Below are 24425 nucleotides of genomic sequence, written 5' to 3'. Positions count from 1 at the left end.
CGGGCCGCTGGGCCGCATCCGGGCTGAGGCGTTTCCTCGCGGTGGTCCGCCCATTCTTTTTTGAGTGACCACCCTCGGACATCGCCCTTGCGGCCCTCGCGTTCTGGGCGCGCCAGCGCCCTGCGAGGGTCGCGAGGGTCCCCGCGGGAGCGACGATCAGTTATTGGCCGCAGCGTAGGAAATAAATATTACTCAGGGTCAAGAATCGCCAACAGCTCGCCGGTGTCCACCTCGGCTCCCGGATGAACCGGCAGCGAGGAGACCACGCCCGCGGACGGCGCGTGCACCGGGTGCTCCAGCTTCATCGCCTCCAGCGTGAGCAGCAGCTCCCCGGCCCGGACCCGCTGCCCCGGCACCACCAGGACCCGGCGGACCGCCCCCGGCAGCGGAGCGATCAGCGAGCTCTCCGCGGCCTCCGGGGCCGGCAGCGGGAAGCGTGAGATCTCACGCAGCGTGACCGATCCTTCGGGGCTGTCCACGTAGGAGACGTCCCCGACGCGGTGCACCAGGACCGCCAGGCGGATGCCCTGGACGTTCAGGACCACCCGGTCGCGGCTCGCCGAGACGACGGTGATCGGCGGGTGCTCGTCGACCGGCGCCTGACCGAGACCGGCCAGATCCAGCTCCTCCGGGTCGACCGAGCGGACCCACCAGCCGGCCAGCTCGCCGTGCCGGTTCATCCGGTAGCCGACCTCGACCGGGCCGGTCGGGCCGTCGTAGACCGCGGTCTGCGAGCCGGACGGGACGTTGCGCCAGCCGGACGGCAGGGTGCCGAGCACGGGCGCGCTGGCCCGCCGGTCGGCGGCCCCGGCCAGCGCGGACGCCAGGCAGGAGAGCCGGACCGCGTCCACCGAGGAGAGCAGCGGGGCGAACACCTCGGGATGCCGGTCCAGGAAGCCGGTGTCGATGTCGCCGGCCCGGAACGAGTGGTGCCGCAACGTGCGGACCAGCAGGTCCCGGTTGGTGACCACGCCGTGCAGCTGGGCCCGGGCCAGCGCGGACGCCAGCATCCGGGCCGCCTCCTGCCGGGACGGCGCCCAGGCGATCAGCTTGGCCAGCATCGGGTCGTACTGGACCCCGGTCACCGAGCCGTCCGCGACGCCGGAGTCCAGGCGCAGGCCGGGCTGCGGCAGCGGGCGGAACGCGCCGGCCACGTCCGGCACCGCGAACCGGTGCAGGGTGCCGGCGCTCGGCAACCAGGCGTAGGCCGGGTCCTCGGCGCAGATCCGCACCTCGATGGCGTGCCCGCGGATCGGCGGCGGCCCGGGCATCGGCAGGCTGCCGCCCTCGGCGATCAGCAGCTGCAGCCGGACCAGGTCGTAGCCGGAGGTGCACTCGGTGACCGCGTGATCGGTCTGCAGGGTCGGGGTGAGCTCCAGGAACCAGAAGTCGCCGTCCGAGTCGAGCAGGAACTCAACCGCGCCGGCGCCGACGAACCCGAGCGCCCGGACCGCGACGATCGCCGCCCGGCACAGGTCCTCGCGCAGCGCCGCGTCGACCGCCGGGGACGGGGTCTCCTCGACGATCTTCTGGTAGCGCCGCTGCACCGAGCACTCCCGCTCGCCGAACGGCACCACCGCGCCCATCGCGTCGGCCAGGATCGGCACCTCGATGTGCCGGACGTTGGCGACGTACGGCTCGCAGAACACGTCGCCGTCCACCTCGCGCCGGGCCGACGCGACCGCCTCGGCCAGCGTCGACGCGTCCCGGACCACGCGCATGCCGGCGCCCCCGATGCCGGCGTCCGGCTTGATCAGGACCGGGAACCCGGGCACCGTCGCCGGGTCGGTGAAGGTCGGCAGCACCGGCACCTTCGCCTCGGCGACCAGCTTCTTCGTCTCGCTCTTGCGGTGCAGGGTGCGCAGCGTCGCGGCGGGCGGGCCGACCCAGATCATCCCGGCGTCGGTGACCGCGGCGGCGAACTCCGGATCCTCGGCGAGCATCCCGTTGCCCGGGTGCACCGCGTTCGCGCCGGCCCGCTTGGCGGCGGCGATCAGCGCGTGCTGCTCCAGGTACGTCGTGGCCGGGGTGTTGCCCTCCAGATGGACGGCGTAGTCGGCCTCGTTGACGTGCGGGGCGTCGGTGTCGACGTCCGAGTAGACGGCGACCGTCTCGATACCGACCAGACGGCAGGTGGCGAACACCCGGCGGGCGATCTCACCACGGTCGGCGACCAAGAGTCGTCGGATCACGGGTCTACCTTTCAAGGTCGGAACACGCCGACGTGCTCGGCACCAGCCACGGCGGCGCTGTGCACTGCGGAGAGGCAGAGGCCGAGGACCGTACGGGTGTCGCGGGGGTCGATGACGCCGTCGTCGGCCGCGGCGGGCTCCGCCGGGGGACGCGGCCAGCTGAACTGGAATCGGGGCTGGTCGGCGCGGTCCGGTGGGCCCCCGGGCTCCGGGCCGATGGTGACGACCAGGTGCGGCACGGTCGACTTGGCAACGGCGTGGACCAGGGGGGCGTCGTGTTGCCGTACGCCGGCCTCGTCGTTGTTCTTGATCTCCCCTCGATACCGCAGGAACAGCACCGGCGTCGCGGTCGCGTTCGCCAGCTGCAGGAAGTGCACGGCCTTCTGCGACTCGGCCGGGGAGAGCCAGACGCCCGGGCCGGCCAGTACGCCGAGCGGGTAGCCGTGCAGCTCGCCCCAGCCGGCCACCAGCACGCTGCCCTGGCCCGGCTTGAACTCGTCGAAGTCGGAGTCGTCCAGGATCCGGGCCAGCACCTCCCGGGGATCGAACGTCGCCGGGTCCGCGGCGGCCAGGCTGAGCAGGGCCTCCGGGTCGTGACGGGGCTCGCCCGGACGGGTGGTCCGGGCCGACAGCCCCTGTTTGCGCCAGTTGAAGCGGCGCACGCACTGGCGGGCCAGCCGCAGCCCGTCCCGCTCGTCCTCGGCCAGCTGGTCGGCGGGCCCGGGCGGACCGGCCGGCACCACCGGGGTGGCCCGCACCTCGACCCCGCTGCGCTGCGGGTGGATGGTCAGCACCTTGGCGTGCCCCCGCACCACGATCGTGTAGTCGGAGAGCGCCGGCAGGTACGCCGCGTCCCCGCTGGTGGACCCGAAGACCACGCAGACGGTCGGCACCCGGTCGGCGGTCAGCCGGCTCAGCTCGCGGGCGATGCTCCCGGCCGGTGCCGCCTCGCCGGACGACTCGACCAGGTTGACCAGCGGCAACCGGTTCTCCGAGGCGATCCGGGCGGCCCGGCGGATCTTCTCCGCGGTGTACGGGTTGACCGCGCCCCCGGCCACCGTCGGGTCGTTCGCGATCACCACGCACTCGATGCCCTCGACCACGCCGATGCCGGTGACCACGCTCGCGCCGACCGGGAACTCCGAGCCGCGGGCCGCCACCGGGGACAGCTCGAGGAACGGGCCGTCCTGGTCGAGCAACATCTCGATGCGTTCCCGGGGCAGGAGTTTCCCCCGCGCGTGGTGCCGGGTCACCCACTTCTCGCCGCCGCCGGCGCGCGCCTCGTCGAGCGCGCCCTCCAACGAGGCGAGCCACTGCATGGTGGTGCCGCGACCCTCCAGGTACGCGGGGTCGCGCGGGTCCAGCGTGGTGTCGAGCACGGTCACGACGACACCCCGATGCCCGTTACGCGCCTGCCTGCGTTCAATGCCGCGCCCTTCCCTGTCACGCCGGTGCCTCTCGGCCACCTCCGTAACGAGCGGCTGTGCGGGCGCGACACGGATCCGGCCTGCATGGGCCGGTCACCGGGAAGAGTGGATCAAGCACGTTTAAGGGGCTGTCCACCTGGACAGCCCCTTATTACGTGATGCCTCGGAACGTCAGACGCGAGCGCGCCGGGCGAGTCGTTCCGGATCGAGAATGATGACGCTCTTACCGTCCAGTCGCAGCCACGCGCGCGAGGCGAAGTCGGCAAGTGCCTTGTTCACCGTCTCGCGGGACGCGCCGACCAGCTGGGCCAGCTCCTCCTGGGTGAGGTCGTGCGTGACGCGCAACACACCACCGTCCCGGGTACCGAACCGGCCGGCCATCTGCAGCAGATTCTTCGCCACCCGACCGGGCACGTCCGTGAAGATCAGGTCGGCCAGGGCGTCGTTCGTCCGCCGCAGCCGACGGGCCAGGACCCGCAGCAGCTGCTCCGCGATCTCCGGCCGATTGTTCAGCCACGGACGCAGCGACGACTTCTTCAGCCGGGCGAGCCGGCTGTCGGTCACCGCGGTCGCCGTGGCCGTACGCGGGCCAGGGTCGAAGAGGGACAACTCGCCCAGCATGTCGGACGGACCCATGATGGAGACGAGGTTCTGCCGTCCGTCCGCAGCACGGCGACCGAGCTTGATCTTTCCCGACAGAACGATATACAGGCTGTCGCCGGCCTCGCCCTCGTTGAAGACCACGTCGCCCTTGCGGACCTCGATCGTGTCCATCTCCTTGGCGAGCGCCTCTGCGGCTTCCGGGTCAACGCCCTGGAAGATTCCGCTGCGCGCCAGTACCTCATCCATCGCCGCACCTCCGAAACGCGCAACGTCTGCGCTCGATCAGTCTAGGCGCACGCGGGCGGGAAACGGGCGGCCACCCCTTGATCCAGATACTGGACGGTAACCAGAATCGCCTGGACCGTCGGTGACAATTCGACGGTACGGGTAATTCGGGACGGCACTTTCGTCGGTCGCTCCCGCTTGCGAGCCGACGGTATCGTCCCGGTCGATGAATTCGCACCCCCGGTCCCACCGCAAAAGCTTTTCTGGGCGTTCTGCCCTGAATATCACCCTTGTCCTCGCCGTTGCCGCCGGCGTGGCCGTGGGTGGCGTCGCCCTGGCCAATCGGGGGAGCGGCAGCGACGCGAGCTGGCATTCCGCATCCGCACCCGGCACCGCAGTCCCGGGCAAGACCGCCGCCGTCCGCGAGGAGTCGACCACCGTCGAATCCGTGACACTTTCGGCCACCGGCGACATCATGATGTCCAGCGCGCCGAACGGGTTGCCGCCGAAGAACGGCGCCGGATTCTTCGACGCGGTTCGCAAGGACCTCGCCTCCGATCTGGTGATGGGCAATCTCGAACAGCCGCTCACCGAGGACACCGGCGCCTCCAAGTGCGGTTCGCCGGCTCGCAGCGGCTGCTTCGCGTTCCGCTCGCCGCCCTCCTATGCCGGGCACCTCAAGGCCGGCGGCTTCCAGCTGATGAATTTGGCCAACAACCACGCCAAAGATTTCGGTACGACCGGCAACCGCAACACCATCGAGGCGCTCGAGGGCGCCGGGCTCGAACACACCGGCGCGACCGACGAGATCACGACCGTCGACGTCAAGGGCATCAAGATCGCGGTGATCGGGTTCTCGCCGTACGCGGGCACCAACAACCTGAACGACCTGGCGCACACCCGGACCGTCATCAAGCAGGCCAAGGCGGCGGCCGACCTGGTCGTGGTCCAGGTGCACATGGGTGCCGAAGGGGTCACGAAGAACCACGTCACGCCGGGCACCGAGAACTACCTCGGGGAGAACCGCGGCGACCCGGTCAAGTTCACCCACGCGGCCGTCGACGCCGGGGCCGACCTGGTCATCGGGCACGGGCCGCACGTGGTCCGGGGCATGGAGTTCTACCGGGGCAAGCTGATCGCGTACAGCCTCGGCAACTTCGCCGGCGGGGGCCACACGCTCTCCAAGGACGGCATCCTGAAGTACGCCGGGATCCTGCGCGTGACCCTGCGCAAGGACGGGTCGTACGGCGGCGGGAAGTTCGTCTCGACCGCCCTGAACAGCAACGGCCTGCCCACCCGGGACGCCGCCGGGGAGCACGGCCGTGAGCTGGTCACCTCCCTGACGGCGGCGGACTTCCCGCAGACCGGAGTGACGATCGGCGACGACGGGACGATCAAGCCGTCGGCGTGAGGCGAAGCGGTGGGCGGGCCGACGTACTCTTTACCGGTGACCCGTCCCCGCACCGCGCCCGCCGACCCCGGGCCAGCCGTGCTGGCGCGGTCGATGAAGCGTTTCGCGGGCGAGACGCCGATCGGTGTGAAGCGCCGGGCCAGGAAGATGGCCCGGGTGCTCGCCGACACCCATCCGGACGCGCACTGCGAGCTCGACTTCAGCACGCCGCTGGAGCTGGCCGTGGCGACGATCCTGTCCGCGCAGACCACCGACGTCCGGGTCAACCAGGTGACCCCGCGGCTGTTCCGGAAATATCAGTCGGCGGCCGACTACGCCTCCGCCGACCGGGCCGAGATGGAGGAGATCCTCCGGCCGACCGGGTTCTTCCGGGCCAAGACGAACTCGCTGATCAACCTCGGTCAGACGCTGCTGGCCACGCACGACGGCCGGCTGCCCGGCAAGCTCGACGAGCTGGTGAAGCTGCCCGGCATCGGGCGCAAGACCGCCAACGTGATCCTCGGCAACGCGTTCGACGTGCCCGGGATCACCGTCGACACGCACTTCCGGCGGCTCACCAACCGGTTCGGCTGGGTCCACGAGGAGGATCCGGTCAAGATCGAGTTCCTGGTCGCCGACCTGATCGAGAAGCGCGACTGGACGATGCTGTCGCACCGGGTGATCTTCCACGGGCGGCGGGTCTGCCACGCGCGGAAGCCGGCCTGCGGGGCCTGCACGCTGGCGGCGTCCTGCCCGTCGTACGGGACCGGGCCGACCGAGGCGGCGCCGGCCGCCAAGCTCCTCAAGGGGCCCCGGGCCCGGGATCTGGCGGCGGCCGCCGGGGTCGACCCGGAGCTGGTGCCGGCCGCGGCCGTGCTCGCGCCGGAGGAACCGTGAGGGCTGGTCTTCCGATCGTTGCCGGCGCGGTGGGCGCGGTGCTGCTGGCCGGGTGCTCGGCGGCGGCTCGGTCCGAGGAGTCGGCGGCGGTCTCTTCGCCGTTCACGGCTTGCACTCCGCCGGCTGAAGCTCCTTCGTCCGCTGCTGCCTCGCCGGACGCTCTTTCGTCCGCTGCAGGCTCGCCCGGTGCCTCTGCTTCCAGCGCTTCCGCTGCCGCGCTTGCCGGTGCTGCGGCTTCCTCCGGGGTGTCCGATCTTCCGGATATTTCGGTTGAGTGCTTTGCCGGGGGTGACGCGGTCAATCTGCGGGAGCTGCGCGGTCCCGCGGTGATCAACGTCTGGGCCACGTACTGCGGGCCCTGCCGGGAAGAGCTGCCGGTCGTGCAGCGGCTGGCCGACACCGGCAAGCTGACCGTGCTCGGCCTGGACACCGGGGACAGCCGGCAGGCGGCCGCGTCGTTCGGATCCGATCACGGCGTGACCATGCCGACCCTCTACGACCCCGACCGCACGGCGATCAGCCGGCTCGGCGTGGTCAACCTGCCCAGCACGATCTTCGTCGACGCGAGCGGGAAGACGTATGTCCACCGCTATCCGATGGACGCCGCCGGGCTGACCGAACTGGTGCGCGAGCACACCGGAATCTCGGTGCAGCTGTGAATGGTGGCGGGACTGCTCCGGGGCGTACCCCTGATTCTGGATTTTTCGGATCGGTCGCATGAGCGGCGGAATGCTGCTGGACCGGCCCGATGATCTGCCGTCGTGGTTCGAGCCGCTGCTCACCCGGGTCGCCGCCTGTCGCACCGAGGATTTCAGCGTGCTGCGCAAGCCGGCCGGCGCCGCCGGGCGGGCCAGCGCGGTGCTCGTGCTGCTCGGCGAGAGCCCGCCGGCCGCCGACACCCCGGGCGGCCCCGACCTGCTGATCCTGCAACGCGCCGCGACCATGCGGAACCACGCCGGCCAGCCCGCGTTCCCGGGCGGCGCCACCGACCCGGAGGACGCCGACGCGATCGCCACCGCGCTGCGCGAGGCCGACGAGGAGGTCGGGCTGGACCCGGCCAGCGCCGAGCCGCTGGCCCTGCTGCCCGAGCTGTGGATCCCGGTCAGCGGGTTCTCGGTCACCCCGGTGCTGGCCTGGTGGCGGCGCCCGCACCCGGTCCGGCCGCGGCAGGTGACCGAGGTCGCCCACGTGGCCAGATTGCCGATCAGTGAACTTGCCGACCCCGCGAACCGTATCCGGGTGCGACACCCGAGCGGCTGGATCGGACCGGCCTTCCAGGTCCGCGGACTGCTCGTCTGGGGTTTCACGGCGGGGGTGATCTCGGTTCTGCTGGACATGGCGGGCTGGGCGGCACCCTGGGAGCCGGGTCGTATCGTCGAGCTGCCCGACGCCGCGGCCCCGGTTCCGGCGGCGCGTGGCGGTGCGCCCGACGAGGTGGTGCCGTGACGTGCACCTGACTTCTATGTTGAGTGAGTGCCCGTGGTCGATGTCTTCCTGATCGTGCTCATGCTGCTGTTCGCGATCAGCGGCTACCGCCAGGGGTTCGTGATCGGCGCGCTGTCCCTCGGCGGCTTCTTCAGCGGCGTCCTGATCGGGCTGCAGCTCGGTCCGCTGCTGGCCAAGCAGTTCGCCGACGGCACAGTCCGCATGGTCGTCGCCCTCGCCGTGATCCTCGCGCTGGCCGTGCTCGGGCAGACGCTGGCCGGCTGGCTCGGCACCAGCCTGCGCAAGGCGATCTTCAACCGCCCGCTGCAGCACGTCGACGACGCCGGTGGCGCGCTCGTGTCGGTGGTCGCGGTCCTGCTCGCCGCGTGGCTGGTCGCCGTGCCGATGGGCTCGACCCCGTTCCCCGGGATCAACAAGGCGGTCCGGAGCAGCGCGATCCTCGGCGGCATCAACGGGCTGATGCCGGAGCAGGCGCAGGCGCTCTCCTCGGCGCTGCGCGAGACGCTGGACACCAACGGCTTCCCGGACGTGTTCGGCGGGCTCGCCCGGACCCAGGCCAAAGAGGTCGCCGAGCCGGACCCGGCGCTGCGGAACTCGAAGATCGTGCAGACCTCCAAGCAGTCCGTGCTCAAGGTGCTCGGCGCCGCGCCCAGCTGCTCCCGGCGGATCGAGGGGACCGGCTTCGTCTACGCGGACGAGCGGGTGATGACCAACGCGCACGTGGTCGCCGGGACCCGGGACGTGGTCGTCGAGACGACCCGTGGGCAGCTGGAAGGCACCGTGGTGGTGTACGACCCGAAACGCGACCTCGCGGTGATCCGGGTGCCCGGGCTGAAGGCGCCGGTCATGCCGTTCGTCGCGAAGAAGGCGGCGACCGGGGCGAGCGCGATCGTGCTGGGGTATCCGCAAGACGGGCCGTACAACGCGCAGTCCGCCCGGGTCCGGGACGTGGGCGACATCACCGGGCCGGACATCTACGAGTCGGGTGACGTGACCCGGGAGATCTACACGATCAAGTCCCTGGTCCGGAGCGGCAACTCGGGTGGGCCGCTGATCGCTCCCAACGGCGACGTCCTGGGCGTGATCTTCGCGGCGGCCGCTGATGACAAGAACGTGGGCTTCGCTCTGACGGCCGCGGAGGCGGCGCCGATCGCGAAGCTGGGCCGCGAAAGCACCCGAGCCGTCAAGACCGGCGAGTGCGCCTGACCCCCAGGCCCGCCTGACCCCAGGCCCGCCTGGCCTCCGAGCCCGCCTGACCCCCAGGCCCGCCTGGCCTCCGAGCCCGCCTGACCCCCAGGCCCGCCTGACCCCCGAGCCCGCCTGACCTCGGCGCCCCCTGACCTTTGAGGCAGCCTGGTCCTGTGGCCAACCTCCGTTGGCGGGCTCCGGCGGCCCAACGCGTGGCCAACCCTCCGCCAGCGCGCGACTGGAGGTGGGGAACGGCTGGTGGTGGGTGGGTCAGCCGGCGGTGCTGGCGAAGCGGCGGATGGTCACGAGAGCCGCCAGCGCGGAGATCACGAACAGAGCGATCGCGACAAAGCGCCCCCGATGCGACCCGCCGGGCTCAGCGGTCGCCGGAGCTGCCCAGCCCCCAGCGTTCGTGCCCGGGGCCGCCGCCTCCGTCTGGCGACCGGCCTCGCTGCTCGGCGCGGACTGCGCCTCGCCCGAAGCCGGAGCACTGCCGAACCGGGCCACCCCGGCCGGCGGCGTGTTGTCCAGCGGGTTGGTCGCGGCTTCCGGCACGGTGGCGGTGAGTGCCCCGGTCGGGTCGATCAGGCCGAAGCCGAAGACGTCGTCGCGGCCCGGCAAGCCCCGGTCCTTCGCGGTCCGGATGATCCGGTTGATCACGTCGCTGGCCGACATGTCCGGCCAGCGGGAGCGGATCAGCGCCGCGGTGCCGGTCACCATCGGCGCGGCGAAGCTGGTGCCCTGCACCCGCCAGTATCCACCCGGCTTCGCCCCGACCAGCTCGGTCGCGGGCGCGGTGACCACGGTCTCCTTGCCGGTGATCGAACCGTCCCAGAGGTCGGTGCCGTTGCGTTCCATGCCGGCGACCGCGATCACCCCGGGCTCGCGCGCCGGGTACCACACGCCGCGCGCGGTCGACGAGGACGCGTTCACGTTGCCGGTGCAGGCGACGACGACCACGTCCTTGGCGAACGCGTAGTCCAGGGCGGCGGCCAGCGCGGGACTGTTCGCACTGCCGCCGAGCGACAGGTTCACCACCCGGGCGCCGTGGTCGACGGCCCAGCGCAGGCCCTTGGCCACGATGAGCGCGTCGTCGTACCGGTTCTCCTCGTTCAGCACCCGGACCGGGAGGATCTTGGCTTTCGGGGCGATGCCGACCACGCCGGTGCTGTCGTCGTTGCGGCCGGCGATGATCGCGGAGACCGTGGTGCCGTGGCCGACCGGGTCGGTGTCGCCGTCGCCCTTGGTGTTGACCAGGTCCAGCCCGGGCAGGACCTGACCCTCCAGGTCGGGGTGGTGCGCGTCGACCCCGGAGTCGATCACCGCGACGGTGACGCCGGTGCCGTCCGCATAGGTCCACGCGTCGGCCAGGTCGAGGGTCTGCAGCTGCCACTCGTCGGCCCGGACGGTGTCGATCGCGGCGCCGGGATCGGCGAGCGGCCGGCCCAGCGTGCTGTCCTCAACCATCTCGTCGGCGACACCGGGCTCAGCGAGGACGGGTGCGGCCAGCGCAGGCGCGCCGCGAACCGGCTCAGCGACGACGGGCGCGGCCAGGGCAGGCGCGCCGCGAACCGGCACGGCGAGGACGGGTGCGGCCAGCGCAGGCGAGCCGAGAACCGGCTCAGTTAAAGCGCGCACGGGCTCGGCCGCGAAAGCGGGTGCGGTCGCCGGCGCCAACGCGATGAATCCGGCCAGGGCCGCCGCCCCGAAACGGCGTCCGCTCAGCAACGGGCACCGCCGAAGGGCGCACGACACCGCGGCCGTTGCGGCCGGAACGTTGCGCTCAATCTGGTCACGGGTCGGCGTCGCCATTCTCACGATGGTCAGTCGATGGGGGGAGATTACTCCGAAAACGTTGCGCATCGCTGCGGTCCGGGGTCCCTAATCGCACTGGGAGTCTGTCCCCGGCTGGTATTCCGGATGAGCCAGCTGAATCAGCCGAATTCCCTCACGACGGGTGATCAGCCGACCACGCCCCGGCGGCATCCGTTCCGGCCGGACGGTGCCGATCAGAGCGCCCTCCTCAGGTGCCCCGGACATCACCAGCCCGGGCGCGGAGAGCTCACGCAGCCGCTGGATCACCGGCTCGTAGAGCGCGCGCCCGGCCCCGCCGGCCCGTCGGGTGATCACCAGGTGCAGCCCGATGTCCCGGGCCTGCGGCAGATACTCGAGCAGCGGGGTGAGCGGGTTGACCGGCCCGGCGACCACCAGGTCGTAGTCGTCGACCAGGACGAACAGCTCCGGCCCGGTCCACCACGAGCGGTCCCGGAGCTGCTTGGCGGTGACCTCGGGGCCGGGCAGGCGCTTCGCCATGTAGCCCGCCACCGAGTGCATCAGGTCGAGGGTGGGCTGAGTCTGCATCCCGTACCCGATCCGGTGTTCGGTCTCCGGGACGTCCATCAGGCTGCGGCGGTAGTCGACCAGGATGAGCCGGGCCTGCTCCGGCTCAAATCGGCTGGTCACCGACCTGGCCAGGGCGCGCAGGAACGACGACTTGCCGCACTCGGCGTCCCCGAGGAGCAGGAAGTGCGGGTCGGTCGCGAAATCGATGGTCACCGGCTTCAGGTCGGCCTCGGCCAGGCCGATCGGCAGCCGCAGGCCCGCACCGGCGCCGGCGATCTCCGAGTACGCCACCATCGGCGGCAACAACCGCACCCGCGGCGCCACCGTCCCGGACCAGGCCGCGGCCACCGCCTTGACCAGCGCCGCGGTGTCGCCGATCGAGCCCACCTCGGGCCGGACGGTGAGCAGGTGCAGCCCCTGTCCCTTGACCGCCGGGTGCTCGGTCACGCCCCGCCCGGGCTGATCCGGCACCGCCGCCGCGGCCCGCCGCCCGACGTGCGAGTCCGACGTGTCGCCGAGTCGCAGCTCGACCCGGGAGCCGAACTGGTCCCGCAGGGCCGGCCGGAAGTCCATCCACCGGGAGGCGCCGGCCACCAGGTGGATCCCGTACGACAGGCCGCGGGTGGCCAGGTCGGTCAGCACCGGCTCCAGCTCCTCGAAGTCGGTCCGCACGGTGGCCCAGCCGTCCACCACCAGGAACACGTCGGCGCCGGCCCGGGAGCGCCGGAACTCGGCCATCGACCCGACGCCGAGCTCGGCGAACGACCGCTCCCGCTCGGCCAGCAGGGTGACCATCTCGCCGACCGTCCGGCGCACGCCCTCCGCCTCCAGCCGTCCGAACACCCCGCCGACGTGCGGCAGCCCGCGCAGCCCGCCGAGCGACCCGCCCCCGAAGTCCAGGCAGTACACCTGGGCCTCGGTCGGGGTGTGGGTCAGCGCCAGCCCGCAGATCAGCGAGCGCAGCGCGGTCGACTTGCCGCTGAGCGTCCCGCCGACCACCGCCACGTGCCCGGCCGCCCCGCCGAGCTGCAGCCACAGCACGTCGCGCAGCTGCTCGCGCGGCTTGTCGACCAGGGCGACCGGGACCTGCAGGGCGGCGTGCAGCGCCGGGTTGGCGCAGGCCAGCCCGCGATCCGCGTCGACCACCAGCGGGCCGAGCAGGTCGTCCAGCGCGGCGGACCGGTCCAGCGGCGGCAGCCACACCTGGTGGGCCGGCGGCCCCTGCCCGGCCATCCGGTCGACCAGCACGCTGAGCAGGGTCGGCCCGTCCCGCGCCGGCTCGGCCGAGGGCAGCGGCAGGGGTGTCACGGGCGTCGCGACCGCCCGGGTCGTGTACGCCATCACCCGCGCCTCCCGCGCCCCGGCCGCCCCGCCACCGCGGCCCCCGGCGCGGCGCAGTGGCCCGGACACGAACGACCCCCGGAACCGGGTCAGCGGCCCGCTGCCGAACTTCAGGTAGGCGTGCCCGGGCGCGCTGGGCAGGTCGGCCGCGTCCGGCACACCGAGCACCGCCCGCGACTCGACGACGTTGAAGGTCTTCAACCCGATCCGGTACGACAGATGCGTGTCCAGCCCCCGCAGCCGGCCCTCCTCCAGCCGCTGACTGGCCAGCAGCAGATGCACGCCGAGCGATCGCCCCACCCGCCCGATCTGCAGGAACATCTCGATGAAGTCCGGCTTGTGCATCAGCAGCTCGGCGAACTCGTCGACGATCAGGAACAGCGACGGCAGCGGGGGCAGCGTCGCACCGGCCGCCCGGGCGCGCTCGTAGTCCGGCAGGCCGGCGAAGTTGCCCGCCCGGCGCAGCAGCTCCTGCCGGCGGATCAGCTCGCCGTCGATCGCCTCGGCCATCCGGTCGACCAGCGGCAGCTCGTCGTTCAGGTTGGTGATCAGCGCGGCGGTGTGCGGCAGCCGGTCCAGCGAGGCGAACGTCGCCCCGCCCTTGAAGTCGATCAGCACGAAGTTCAGCGACTCCGACGAGTGCGTGCCGGCCAGCGCGAGCACCAGGGTGCGCAGCAGCTCCGACTTGCCCGACCCGGTGGCGCCGATGAGCAGGCCGTGCGGGCCCATCCCGCCCTGCGCGGACTCCTTCAGGTCCAGCTCGACCGGCAGGCCCTCGAGCGTCACCCCGATCGGCACCCGCAGCCGCTCCCGGGCCGAGCGCGGCCGCCAGCCCCGAGCCGGCCGGAAGCTCTCCGGGTCGCCGAGACCGAGCAGGTCGGTGAACCCGGCCTCGGCCGGCGCGGGCGCCCCGTCCGGATCGGCCGGCCCGGCCAGCCGCAGCGGGGCCAGCCGCCGGGCGATCGCCTCGGCCGCGGTCACCGGCAGCGCGTCGGCCCGGCCGGCCTCGGTCTCGACCTCCATCGTGAGGGTGCGCAGGGCGCCGGACCGGTCCACCTCCAGCGCCAGGGTGGCCCGGTCCAGCAGCCGGGGCGGTGGCGTGTCCAGGTCCAGCACGGTCACGCCGTCCAGCCCGTCGTCGCCGGGCAGCGGGTCGGCGCCGTCCCGCACGATCACCACGTGTGGCCCGGCCCCGCCGGACGCGCCGGGTTGGAACCGGGACCGGCCGGCGAGCACGTCGCCGAGCAGCCGGTCCAGCTCGTCGCCGGAGCCGGCCACCAGCCGGAGCGGGCCGAGCGCGTCACCGCGCTCCGGGTGCAGGCCGTGCGGCAGCCACTTCACCCACTCCCACTCGGCCCGCCGCCGCGGCCCGGCGCAGACCGCGACCAGCAGATCGTCCGGCGCGTGGAAGACCGCGAGCTGGATGACCGCGGCGCGAACCAGGGCCCGGGCCGGCTCGCCGCCCCGCAGGTGGACCCGGGCGAACCCGCGCAGCGACATCGCCACCGGCAGGTCCGGCACCACCGACCAGGCGTCCAGGAAACGTCGCAGCGCGCCCGCGGTCATCGGCTCCAACTGGTGCAGCGGCCGGGCGACCGGCGCCTGCAGCGGAGTGGCCAGCGACTGCGGCCCGAGCCCGACCCGCACCACGCCGAAGTCCGGATCGTCGGGCCGGCGCTCCCAGAGCCGGTGGCTCGACACCGTGGACCACAGCCGGGACGGGTCGGGATGCCGGTAGAGCAGGCCGGCGCGCTGCCGGCGCACGGTCTCCCGGACCCGGCGCCGCAGGACGGCCAGGTGGCGCAGGTAGTCGCGCCGGGCGGCGGCCATCTCGGCGCGGCGCGGGCCGGTGGCCGAGCCGAACGAGGTCGCCAGCATCGCGAGCGAGGAAACCCCGAAAAGACCACCGATGACGTACGAGTAAGCCCCGCCCCGCCCCTGGCCCATCATCATCGCCATGGCCACCGTGCCGCCCAGCATCGGCAGCACCATCAGCGCCTGCTGCCACCGACCGGCCAGCGGCGGCGGCACCTCGGGTGGCGGCTCGACCGGCAGGTCGCCGAACGGGATCTCGGGCGCCGGCCGGCGCTCGGCCCGCTTGACCGCCACGGTGCCCATCCCACGCCGCCTCTCCGTCGCTCACCGTGCCTCGCCGATCACGGGGCATCACGACGCGCCCATGCTAGATAAAGTTCGGTCGATCCCGCAGCATCAACTTCCTCCCCTGTGGATAACCGAGAGGGGCCTGGTGGATACCGGTCTGGCTCGCGTGACGATCAGTGCCCCGCAGCGCCGGGTGGACGTGGCGCTCCCCGAGCACGTGCCCCTGGCCGAGCTGCTCCCGGAGGTGCTCCGGCACGCCGGCGAGGACCTCGCCGACACCGGCGAGCGGCACGGCGGCTGGGTGCTGCGGCGGGCCGACGGCGTCCAGCTCGAGGTCGGCAGCGGGCTGCATCCACAGGGGGTGCGCGACGGCGAGGTGCTGCACCTGAGCCCGGCCCACGAGGACTGGCCGGAGCTGGAGTACGACGACGTCGTCGAAGCGGTCGCCGAGGGCGCCCGCCGGCGCGGCGGCGTCTGGAGCCCGGCGTCCACCCGGGCGGCCGCCCTGCTCGGTGCCGGTGTCGTCCTCACCCTGGGCCTGGTCGCGCTGCGCGGGGACCCGACCGGCTGGACCGGCCTGGGCCTGGCCGCCCTACTCGTCGTGGCCGCGACGGCCGCCGCCCGGGCCTACCGGGTGGCGATCGCCGGCGTGGTGCTCGGCGGGTTCGCCATGCCGTACGCGTTCCTGGGCGCGGCCGCCCTGGTCACCCTGCCCGGCCAGGACCGGCTCGGCGCTCCCGAGGTGCTCGCCGGCTCGGTCGCGGTGCTGCTGACGGCGGCGCTCGGCGGGGCCGGGGTGGCGGCCGGCCCGCGGGTCTTCACGGCCGGCTCGACCGTGGGCGTGCTCGGCGCCCTGGGCGCGCTCATCGCCCTGGCGACGGATCCGGCGGCCGGCGCCGCGGCCCTGCTCGCGCTGCTGGTCTGCGGGGTCGCGCTGCTCCCGGCGCTGGCCCTGCGCCTGGGCCGCACCCCGGCGCCACCGGACGTGCTGCCGGCGGACCCGGCGGACGAGCCGGCCGGCGTGGCGCTGGAGGCGATGCGCCGGCGCCCGGACCGGGAGGTGGTCTTCGCCGCGGCCCGCCGTGCCGACGAGTTCCTGGCGGGTCTGCTGCTCGGCCACGCGGTGCTGGTCGCCGGGGCGGCGGCCGTCCTCGCTGTCACCGGCACCCGGACCGCGCGGATCCTGCTCGCGGCGGCCGCGGTCGCGCTGCTGCTGCGCTCCCGGCTGTTCCGCGCGCGGCGGCATCGGCTGGCGCTGATTGCCGGCGGGCTGGCCGCCGCCGCGGCGCTCGGCGCGGACCTGGTCGGCGGGGCGCCCGAGGTGGCGCTGCCGGTGGTGACCGTGGGGTGCGTGGTGCTCGCCCTGATCGTGGTGGCGGTCGGGGTGACCTGGTCGGACCGGCCGCCCTCGGGGTACCTGAGCCGGGGCGCGGAGCTGCTGGACGTGCTGGCCACGGTCGCGGTGATCCCGGTCGCCTGCGCGGTGGCCGGCCTCTACAGCGCGGTCAGCGGCATAGCTTTCGGGTAGCCATACGACCGCACCTGCGAGGCCCGGGCCCCGCAGGTGCGGTCGTCAGCGGTATCAGGGGATGCGAGCGATCAGTGCGCTTCTTCGTGCGCCTCGGCGTCCGCGGCACGCTTGAACGAGGCGGTGATCTCCGCCTCGGCCTCGACCCGGCCGACCCAGGTCGCGCCCTCGACGGACTTGCCCGGCTCCAGGTCCTTGTAGACCGTGAAGAAGTGCTGGATCTCCATCCGGTCGAACTCGCCCAGGTGGTGAATGTCGCGCAGGTGCTCCTGGCGGGGATCCTCGAACGGCACGCAGAGGACCTTGTCGTCGCGGCCCTTCTCGTCACTCATCCGGAACATCCCGATCGCGCGGGAGCGGACCAGACAGCCGGGGAAGGTCGGCTCCTGGATCAGCACCAGCGCGTCGAGCGGGTCGCCGTCCTGGCCCAGGGTGCCCTCGATGAAGCCGTAGTCGGCCGGATACTGGGTGGCCGTGAAGAGCGTCCGGTCCAGCCGGATGCGCCCGGTCTTGTGGTCCACCTCGTACTTGTTGCGCTGCCCCTTGGGGATCTCAACCAGAACGTCGAAATCCATTATGTCGCTCCCCTTAAGCTTGCCCGCTGATTAGACCGGGCCGCCGGGCGGGGAAGCGGGGGAGTGGAAGCAGGCCCGCAGGATCCGCGCGCAACGGTGTGCCGGATGTCGCTAGTCTCCCCTAAGTCTGACGCCACGGGCGAGGAGGGGCGTGTGACGAGGCAAGATTCACAGAGCGGTCCGGACAACAGCGGCGTGTCGGACGGGGCGAATCACCCGGATGCCGGTAAAAGGCAGCCCGGTTGGTCCGACGTGCCCACGTCCCAGCTTCCGCCGAAGTCCGGCGTTCCGGGCATGCCGACGGCTGCGCCCGGCTGGGCGAGCTTCCCGCCGCCGTCGCCGGACGCGCAGACCACGGTTCCGATCCCACCGGCCGGGAGCTATCCGCCCAGCGGTCCGCAGCCGCCGCAGCCCACGCCGCCGCAGCCCACGCCGCCGCAGCCCGCTTCCCCGCCACCGGCCGCGCCGCCACCCGTGCGGCCGCCGGCCGCTCCGACGCCGGCCGCGGCGAGCGGCGTGGACGCGTACGGGAAAGCCTCTGTGCCCTTGAACACCGCGCGCCCGGCGGTGCCGGCGCTGTCCGGCGGCGCCCGGCCACCCGCGGCGCCGAAGGCCGCCGCCGAACCGGCCGTCGAGACCGAATCGGCCGATTCCGGACCAGGGATCTTTTCCAGTACGAAGGTCGCCTCGATCGTCCTCGCGGTGGTCGTCGCGCTGGCCGTGGTGGTGGTCGGCCTGGTGGAGAAGCCGGGCCCGATCGCCGGCTGGTTCGGCGACGCGACCACCCCGACGCCGAACGCGACCACGCCCGAGCCGACCCCGACGCCGGTGCTCGCCGCCGCGACGTCGCAGGGCCAGGCGCCGAGCGCGTCCGCGGTCAAGGCGGTCCTGGATCCGCTGGTCAAGTCGTCGGCGCTGGGCTCGACCGTGCACGTCTCGGTCCTGGACGTGGCGTCGTCGCAGGTCCTCTACGCGCAGAACGCCGACATCCCGACCACCCCGGCGTCCACCACCAAGATCCTCACCGCGGTGACCGTGCTGGCCGCCCGCGGCCCGGCCTACCGGCTGGCCACCCGGGTGGTGGCCGGCGAGAACCCGGGCGAAGTCGTGATCATCGGGGGCGGCGACCCGACCCTGTCGATCGACGCGAAGGGCCAGTTCCCCGGCGCGGCCCGGCTCGATCTGCTGGCCAAGCAGGTGAAGACGGCGATGGGCGACACCCCGATCACCAAGGTGACCGTGGACGTCTCGCTGTTCAAGGGCCCGACCACCGCGCTCGGCTGGTCGTCCGGCGACGTCTCGCCGGACGGGCAGGTGGCCAAGATCCAGTCGCTGATGACCAACGCCGGCCGGGTCACCCCGGTGCACCACGAGAACGGCGGCGACCCGCGCTTCACCGACCCGGCGCTGTCGGCCGGCAAGGCGTTCGCGAAGCAGCTCGGGGTGGCCTCGTCGAAGGTCGCCAAGGGCGAAGCGCCGGCCGCCGACGCCTCCGCACCGGCCTCCGCGGCCGCCGGCGCGGGCGTCGCCCCGGGTCAGGAGCTGGGCCGGGTCGAGTCGCCGCCACTGGTGCAGATCCTGGACTGGATGCTGCAGCAGAGCGACAACACGCTGGCCGAGACGATGGCCCGGCAGGTCGCGCTGGCCGCCGGGGACGAGCCGAGCTTCGACGGCGCCTCCGAGGCGATGATCGCCAAGCTGCGCGAGCTGGGCCTGCCCGGCGACGAGGCCGACCTGTACGACGGCAGCGGCCTCTCCCGGCACAACGGCATCAGCCCGACCCTGCTGGTCCAGACGCTGGCCCTGGCGGCCGGCGGCACCAAGCCGGAGCTCTCCGCGATGTTCAACGGCCTGCCGGTGGCCGGCTGGTCCGGCACGCTGCGGACCAGGTTCGTCACGCCCAGCCCGAACCAGGCCGCGCAGGGCGTCGTACGGGCCAAGACCGGCACCCTGAGCGGCGTGAACACGCTGGCCGGCGTGCTGGTCACCAAGGACGGGCGGGTGCTCTCCTTCGCGATCATGGCGAGCGCCACCTCGAACGCGAGCAGCGCCAAGGCGGCGCTGGACAAGGTGGCGACGGCCCTGGTCGCCTGCGGTTGCGCGTAGCGCGGGGTCCTAGGGGTTTCACCGGAGTGCGCTATGGAGCCGCGCGGGTACTGTCGGCTGCATGGCGCAGTTCGTTGACTGGGATCTGGCCGCCGCGACCGCGGGCGCGCTGTCCAAATCAGGCCCGGCGGTCTCTTACGACGAGGCCGCTCAGGTGGTGTCCGAGCTGCGGGATCTGACCGAGGAGGCAGCCGGCCACGTGGCGGCCTTCACCGGCCTGGTCGCCCAGGTCGAGGTGCCGCCGGTCCGGGTGGTCGACCGGCGGGACTGGGCCAAGGTGAACATCGCCGGCCTCCAACAGGTGATCAATCCGCTGGTCACCAAGCTCTCCGGGGACAAGCCGCCGGGCGCGTTCGCCGAGGCGATCGGCTCCCGGGTGACCGGCGTGCAGGCCGGGACGATCCTGGCCTACCTGTCCGGCCGCGTCCTCGGGCAGTACGAGGTGTTCTCCGGCGACCCCGGCCAGCTGCTGCTGAACGCGCCGAACATCGTCGAGGTCGAGCGCAAGATCGGCGCCGACCCGCGGGACTTCCGGCTCTGGGTCTGCCTGCACGAGGTCACCCACCGCACCCAGTTCACCGCGGTCCCCTGGATGCGGGGGTACTTCCTCGGCCAGGTGCAGGCGTTCGTCGACGCCTCGCAGGGCGGCGAGCACATGCTGGAGCGGCTGCGCCGCGGCGTCGCCACCCTCTCCGACGCGCTGCGCGACTCGGAGAGCCGGGTCTCGGTGCTGGACATCGTGCAGACCCCCGGGCAGAAAGCCGTGCTGGACCGGCTGACCGCGCTGATGACCCTGCTGGAAGGCCACGCCGAGTTCGTGATGGACGGCGTCGGCCCCGAGGTGATCCCCAGCGTCGAGGCGATCCGGGCCAAGTTCAACCGCCGCCGCGAGGGCGGCAACCCGCTGGACAAGGCGGTGCGCCGGCTGCTCGGCCTGGACGTCAAGATGCGGCAGTACGCGGAGGGCCACAAGTTCGTGCACGCCGTGGTCGAGCGGGTCGGGATGGACGGCTTCAACAAGATCTTCGAGTCCCCGCTGACCCTGCCCTGGCTGGAGGAGCTCAGCGATCCGGATGCCTGGGTGGCGCGGGTGCACGGCGCGCGCCCGGCCCTCGACTGACCGTGGCCCGGATCCCGGCGCCGGTCGCCGCGGTCCGCACGGCCGTCCGTCGCGGCCTGGCGGATCTGCCGTCCGGCGCATTGGTGCTGGTCGCCTGCTCGGGCGGCGCCGACTCCCTCGCGCTGGCCGCCGCGGCCCGGTTCGTCTCCGGCCGGGTCGGGCTGGTCACCGTGGATCACGGGCTGCAGGAGGGCTCGGATCGCCGGGCCCGCTCGGTCGCCGCCTGGGCGCGGGACGCCGGCTTCGATCCGGTCAGTGTGTCGACCGTCACGGTCGCCGGCCTGCCCGGTGGGCCGGAGGCGGCCGCCCGGACCGCGCGGTACGCCGCGCTGGAGACCGCCGCCGGCGAGCTCGGGGCGGCCGCCGTGCTGCTCGGGCACACCCGCGACGACCAGGCCGAGACGGTGCTGCTGGCGCTGGCCCGGGGCGCCGGCCCGCGCGGGCTGGCCGGGATGCCGCCGCGGCGCGGGGTGTTCCGCCGGCCGCTGCTCGACGTGGCCCGTGCGGACACCCGGAAGGCGTGTGCCGCCCTGGGCCTGGCCCCCTGGGAGGATCCGCACAACACCGATCCGGCGTACGCCCGGTCCCGCGTCCGTGGCACCGCCCTGCCCACCCTCGTCGCCGAGCTGGGCCCGGCCGTGATCGGCAACCTGGCCCGGACCGCGGCGCTGCTCGCGGCGGACAACGAGACGCTGGACGAGCTGGCCGCCGACGCCCTGGCCCGGGCCCGGTCGGCCGCCGGGCTGGCGGTGCCGGTGCTGGCCGGGCTGCGTGGCGCGATCCGGGGGCGGGTGCTGCACCGGTGGGCCCGGGAGCTGGGGGCGCCCGGGGGCGCGCTGGCGTACGGCCACGTGACCGCCCTGGACGCGCTGGTGACCGACTGGCACGGGCAGGGGCCGGCGTGTCTGCCCGGCGGGATCGCCGTGGCGCGACGGGAGAACGACCTCGTTCGGGTGGTTCCGACCCATGTCAGCTGAACGATCCGGAGCGAATCCGGCCCCGTTTCACGAACGGTAACCTCGATGCGGCAGGCTTAGGCCCATGGCTGATGGTTCTTGGTACGACACCGACATCGACCACGTGATCATCTCGGAGGAGCAGATCCGCGAGAAGATCGACGAGTTGGCGAAGCAGGTGGCCGCGGACCACGCCGACGCTCCGGACGGCATCCTCCTGGTCTGCGTGCTGAAGGGCGCGGTCATGTTCATGGCCGACTTCGCCCGCTCGCTGGGACGGCAGGGCCCGTCCACCGAGATGGAGTTCATGGCCGTCTCGTCGTACGGACAGGGGACCACCTCGTCCGGCGTGGTGCGCATCCTGAAGGACCTGGACCGGGACATCGCCGGCCGGCACGTGCTGGTCGTCGAGGACATCGTCGACTCCGGGCTGACCCTGTCCTGGCTGATGAAGTACCTCGAGTCGCGGCAGCCGGCCAGCGTCGAGGTGGTCGCGCTGTTCCGCAAGCCGGACGCGGTCAAGGTGCAGGTTCCGGTCCGTTACGTCGGCTTCGACATCCCCAACGAGTTCGTGGTCGGTTACGGACTGGACTTCGCGGAGCGTTACCGCGAGTTGCCGTACGTGGGGGTTCTCAAGCCGGAGGTCTACGCCCGTAGCTGAACCGCTTTCTCAGCGTGTTCTCAGTAATGGTGGTTATGAACCGTTTTATTGCTGAAACGCGCCGGATTGCGGGGGGTTACGTGGAGTTCGCCCTACGGCCTCACGGGTTCGCAATCCGTGCCCACGGTGTACGGTCGAGTGACCGACGGCGTGGTGTCACGAGCGCCGGAGGGGCCGGGAGTGATTCACCGTCACCAAACGGGGGCATTGATTCCGGCTGCCGCCGGTGGGCGGCCACGTTGAGGTGACCAGGACGCCGATCAGGAGGGTCCGGGCGCTTGGCGCCCGACAACAGTATGGAACGTACGCGTTTCTTCCGCCGCCCGGTGGTCTGGATCATTCTGGTGATCATCGGCGTAGTCGCGCTGAGCTCGATCTTCACCAGCGGTCCCAGCTACCAACGGGTAGACACTTCCGTCGCTCTCGAGCGTCTGAACCAGCCCGGTATCGAGAAGGTCGTCCAGAAGGACAAGGAGCAGACGCTCCAGATCGATCTCAAGAGCACCGAGCAGTTCAACGGCAAGAGCACGGACAAGATCGAGACCCAGTATCCGTACGAGGTCACCAGCGCAATCTGGGATGACGTCGAGCAGGCCAAGTCGGCGGGGCGGATCACGGGGACGATCAATGCGACCGTCTCCGGCGACAACATCCTGCTCAGTCTGCTGATCAACCTGCTGCCGATCGCCATTCTGGTGGTCCTCCTGCTGCTGTTCATGTCGCAGATGCAGGGCGGCGGCTCCCGGGTGCTCAACTTCGGCAAGTCCAAAGCGAAGATGATCACCAAAGACACGCCCAAGACGACGTTCGCCGATGTGGCGGGCGCCGACGAGGCGGTCGAGGAGCTCCAGGAGATCAAGGACTTCCTGCAGAACCCGGCGAAGTACCAGGCACTCGGCGCCAAGATTCCGAAGGGCGTCCTGCTCTTCGGTCAGCCGGGTACCGGTAAGACGCTGCTGGCCCGCGCGGTCGCCGGCGAGGCCGGCGTGCCCTTCTACTCCATCTCCGGCTCGGACTTCGTCGAGATGTTCGTCGGTGTCGGCGCGAGCCGGGTCCGCGACCTCTTCGAGCAGGCCAAGTCGAACGCTCCGGCGATCGTCTTCGTCGACGAGATCGACGCGGTCGGCCGGCACCGTGGTGCCGGCATGGGCGGCGGTCACGACGAGCGCGAGCAGACGCTCAACCAGCTGCTCGTCGAGATGGACGGCTTCGACACCAAGGGTGGCGTGATCCTGATCGCGGCCACCAACCGGCCCGACATCCTGGACCCCGCGCTGCTGCGTCCCGGCCGTTTCGACCGGCAGATCCCGGTGGACAACCCGGACATGGAGGGCCGTAAGGCGATCCTCCGGGTGCACGCCAAGGGCAAGCCGTTCACGCCGGACGTCGACCTCGACTCGGTGGCTCGCCGGACGCCGGGCTTCTCCGGTGCCGACCTGGCCAACGTGATCAACGAGGCCGCGCTTCTCACCGCGCGTAACGAGAAGCGGGCGATCTCGAACTACTTCCTCGAAGAGGCGATCGACCGGGTCATCGCCGGCCCCGAGCGCCGTACCCGGGCGATGAGCGACAACGAGAAGAAGATCACCGCGTACCACGAGGGTGGACACGCACTGGTCGCCTACGCGCTGCCGCACTCCGCTCCGGTGCACAAGGTGACGATCCTGCCGCGTGGCCGCTCGCTGGGTCACACGCTGGTCCTGCCGGTCGAGGACAAGTACACCCAGACCCGCGCCGAGATGATCGACACCCTGGCGTACGCGCTGGGTGGCCGGGCCGCCGAGGAGCTCGTCTTCCACGAGCCCACCACCGGCGCCGGCAACGACATCGAGAAGGCGTCCGGTCTGGCCCGTGCCATGGTCACGCAGTACGGCATGAGCTCCAAGCTGGGTGCCGTGAAGTACGGGACCAGCGGGGACGAGCCGTTCCTGGGCCGCAACATGGGCCACGAGCGGGACTACTCGGACTCGGTCGCGGCCGACATCGACGCCGAGGTGCGCGCTCTCATCGAGCTCGCCCACGACGAGGCCTGGGAGATCCTGGTGGAGTACCGGGACGTCCTGGACGAGATGGTCCTCGAGCTGATCGAGAAAGAGACGCTCACCCGCGAGGACATGGACCGGATCTGCGCCCGGGTGCAGAAGCGGCCGCCCATGTCGCCGTTCAACGGTTTCGGCAAGCGTCTGCCGTCGGAGGCCCCGCCCGTGCTGACCCCCGCCGAGCGGGAGAAGCTCAAGGCGCAGGCCGAGTCGGACGGGCAGCTCGCGGTCGGACCGAACGCGAACGGCGCCGTGGAAGGCAGTAACTGATCAGCACGCGCGACG

17 protein-coding genes are annotated in these 24425 nt (G+C 72.3%); 11 read left to right on the top strand and 6 right to left on the bottom strand.

Annotated elements, in window-relative coordinates; genetic code table 11:
• Nucleotides 1–188 precede the first annotated feature (188 nt).
• From L3i22_RS51730 to L3i22_RS51720, 3 genes are all read right to left on the bottom strand, one after another.
• Nucleotides 189–2192 carry a biotin carboxylase N-terminal domain-containing protein gene (locus L3i22_RS51730; RefSeq protein ID WP_221324700.1) on the bottom strand — a complete coding sequence of 668 codons (2004 nt, stop codon included), beginning with the start codon at nt 2190–2192 and terminating at the stop codon, nt 189–191.
• Nucleotides 2193–2203: 11 nt separating this feature from the next.
• On the bottom strand, nt 2204–3577 hold the full coding sequence (locus L3i22_RS51725) for a carboxyl transferase domain-containing protein (protein ID WP_221324699.1): 1374 nt from the start codon (nt 3575–3577) through the stop codon (nt 2204–2206).
• A 213-nt stretch (nt 3578–3790) separates the two neighbouring features.
• Nucleotides 3791–4468 carry a Crp/Fnr family transcriptional regulator gene (locus L3i22_RS51720; RefSeq protein WP_014447921.1) on the bottom strand — a complete coding sequence of 226 codons (678 nt, stop codon included), beginning with the start codon at nt 4466–4468 and terminating at the stop codon, nt 3791–3793.
• A gap of 205 nt (nt 4469–4673) precedes the next feature.
• Between L3i22_RS51720 and L3i22_RS51715 the strand changes: the two genes are divergently transcribed.
• The 5 genes from L3i22_RS51715 to L3i22_RS51695 all read left to right on the top strand — a co-directional run bounded on the left by L3i22_RS51715 (nt 4674) and on the right by L3i22_RS51695 (nt 9386).
• Nucleotides 4674–5858: a CapA family protein gene (locus L3i22_RS51715; RefSeq protein ID WP_221324698.1), complete on the top strand. Its 1185-nt coding sequence runs from the start codon at nt 4674–4676 to the stop codon at nt 5856–5858.
• Nucleotides 5859–5936: 78 nt separating this feature from the next.
• A complete protein-coding gene (gene nth, locus L3i22_RS51710; RefSeq protein ID WP_370644589.1) occupies nt 5937–6734 on the top strand; it encodes an endonuclease III in 798 nt (265 codons plus the stop codon).
• The gene (locus tag L3i22_RS54805; protein WP_221324697.1) at nt 6731–7393 is read left to right on the top strand and encodes a TlpA disulfide reductase family protein; all 663 of its coding nucleotides are present in this window, start codon (nt 6731–6733) and stop codon (nt 7391–7393) included. The genes nth and L3i22_RS54805 overlap by 4 nt, the downstream gene beginning before the upstream one ends.
• A gap of 58 nt (nt 7394–7451) precedes the next feature.
• The gene (locus L3i22_RS51700) at nt 7452–8180 is read left to right on the top strand and encodes a CoA pyrophosphatase (protein WP_370644328.1); all 729 of its coding nucleotides are present in this window, start codon (nt 7452–7454) and stop codon (nt 8178–8180) included.
• A gap of 27 nt (nt 8181–8207) precedes the next feature.
• The gene (locus L3i22_RS51695) at nt 8208–9386 is read left to right on the top strand and encodes a MarP family serine protease (RefSeq protein ID WP_221324696.1); all 1179 of its coding nucleotides are present in this window, start codon (nt 8208–8210) and stop codon (nt 9384–9386) included.
• A 252-nt stretch (nt 9387–9638) separates the two neighbouring features.
• On the opposite strand, the gene mycP is transcribed toward L3i22_RS51695, so the two are convergent.
• Both mycP and eccCa read right to left on the bottom strand, forming a co-directional pair.
• Nucleotides 9639–11180, bottom strand: coding sequence for a type VII secretion-associated serine protease mycosin (mycP, locus tag L3i22_RS51690; RefSeq protein ID WP_221324695.1), 1542 nt, complete (start codon nt 11178–11180; stop codon nt 9639–9641).
• Nucleotides 11181–11249: 69 nt separating this feature from the next.
• On the bottom strand, nt 11250–15170 hold the full coding sequence (gene eccCa / locus L3i22_RS51685) for a type VII secretion protein EccCa (RefSeq protein ID WP_221324694.1): 3921 nt from the start codon (nt 15168–15170) through the stop codon (nt 11250–11252).
• A 130-nt stretch (nt 15171–15300) separates the two neighbouring features.
• Between eccCa and eccD the strand changes: the two genes are divergently transcribed.
• On the top strand, nt 15301–16683 hold the full coding sequence (gene eccD, locus L3i22_RS51680) for a type VII secretion integral membrane protein EccD (RefSeq protein WP_221324693.1): 1383 nt from the start codon (nt 15301–15303) through the stop codon (nt 16681–16683).
• A 71-nt stretch (nt 16684–16754) separates the two neighbouring features.
• Here the strand turns inward: eccD and L3i22_RS51675 are convergent, their stop codons facing one another.
• A complete protein-coding gene (locus L3i22_RS51675) occupies nt 16755–17258 on the bottom strand; it encodes an inorganic diphosphatase (protein WP_221324692.1) in 504 nt (167 codons plus the stop codon).
• 294 nt (nt 17259–17552) lie between these two features.
• Between L3i22_RS51675 and dacB the strand changes: the two genes are divergently transcribed.
• The 5 genes from dacB (at nt 17553) to ftsH (ending at nt 24410) form a co-directional block, all read left to right on the top strand.
• Entirely contained in the window at nt 17553–19364 is a 1812-nt protein-coding gene (dacB, locus tag L3i22_RS51670) for a D-alanyl-D-alanine carboxypeptidase/D-alanyl-D-alanine-endopeptidase (protein WP_221324691.1), read from the top strand.
• Nucleotides 19365–19425: 61 nt separating this feature from the next.
• Nucleotides 19426–20484, top strand: a complete 1059-nt coding sequence (locus tag L3i22_RS51665; RefSeq protein WP_221324690.1) for a zinc-dependent metalloprotease — start codon at nt 19426–19428, stop codon at nt 20482–20484.
• A gap of 2 nt (nt 20485–20486) precedes the next feature.
• The gene (gene tilS, locus L3i22_RS51660) at nt 20487–21461 is read left to right on the top strand and encodes a tRNA lysidine(34) synthetase TilS (protein ID WP_221324689.1); all 975 of its coding nucleotides are present in this window, start codon (nt 20487–20489) and stop codon (nt 21459–21461) included.
• A 64-nt stretch (nt 21462–21525) separates the two neighbouring features.
• Nucleotides 21526–22101, top strand: coding sequence for a hypoxanthine phosphoribosyltransferase (gene hpt, locus L3i22_RS51655; RefSeq protein ID WP_221324688.1), 576 nt, complete (start codon nt 21526–21528; stop codon nt 22099–22101).
• A gap of 296 nt (nt 22102–22397) precedes the next feature.
• Entirely contained in the window at nt 22398–24410 is a 2013-nt protein-coding gene (gene ftsH, locus L3i22_RS51650; protein WP_221324687.1) for an ATP-dependent zinc metalloprotease FtsH, read from the top strand.
• Nucleotides 24411–24425: the final 15 nt, after the last annotated feature.

The sequence above is a fragment of the Actinoplanes sp. L3-i22 genome, assembly GCF_019704555.1.
Lineage (GTDB): Bacteria > Actinomycetota > Actinomycetes > Mycobacteriales > Micromonosporaceae > Actinoplanes.
The sequence above is the reverse complement of the archived record's forward strand: the minus strand, read 5'-3'. Positions and strand labels throughout refer to the sequence as shown.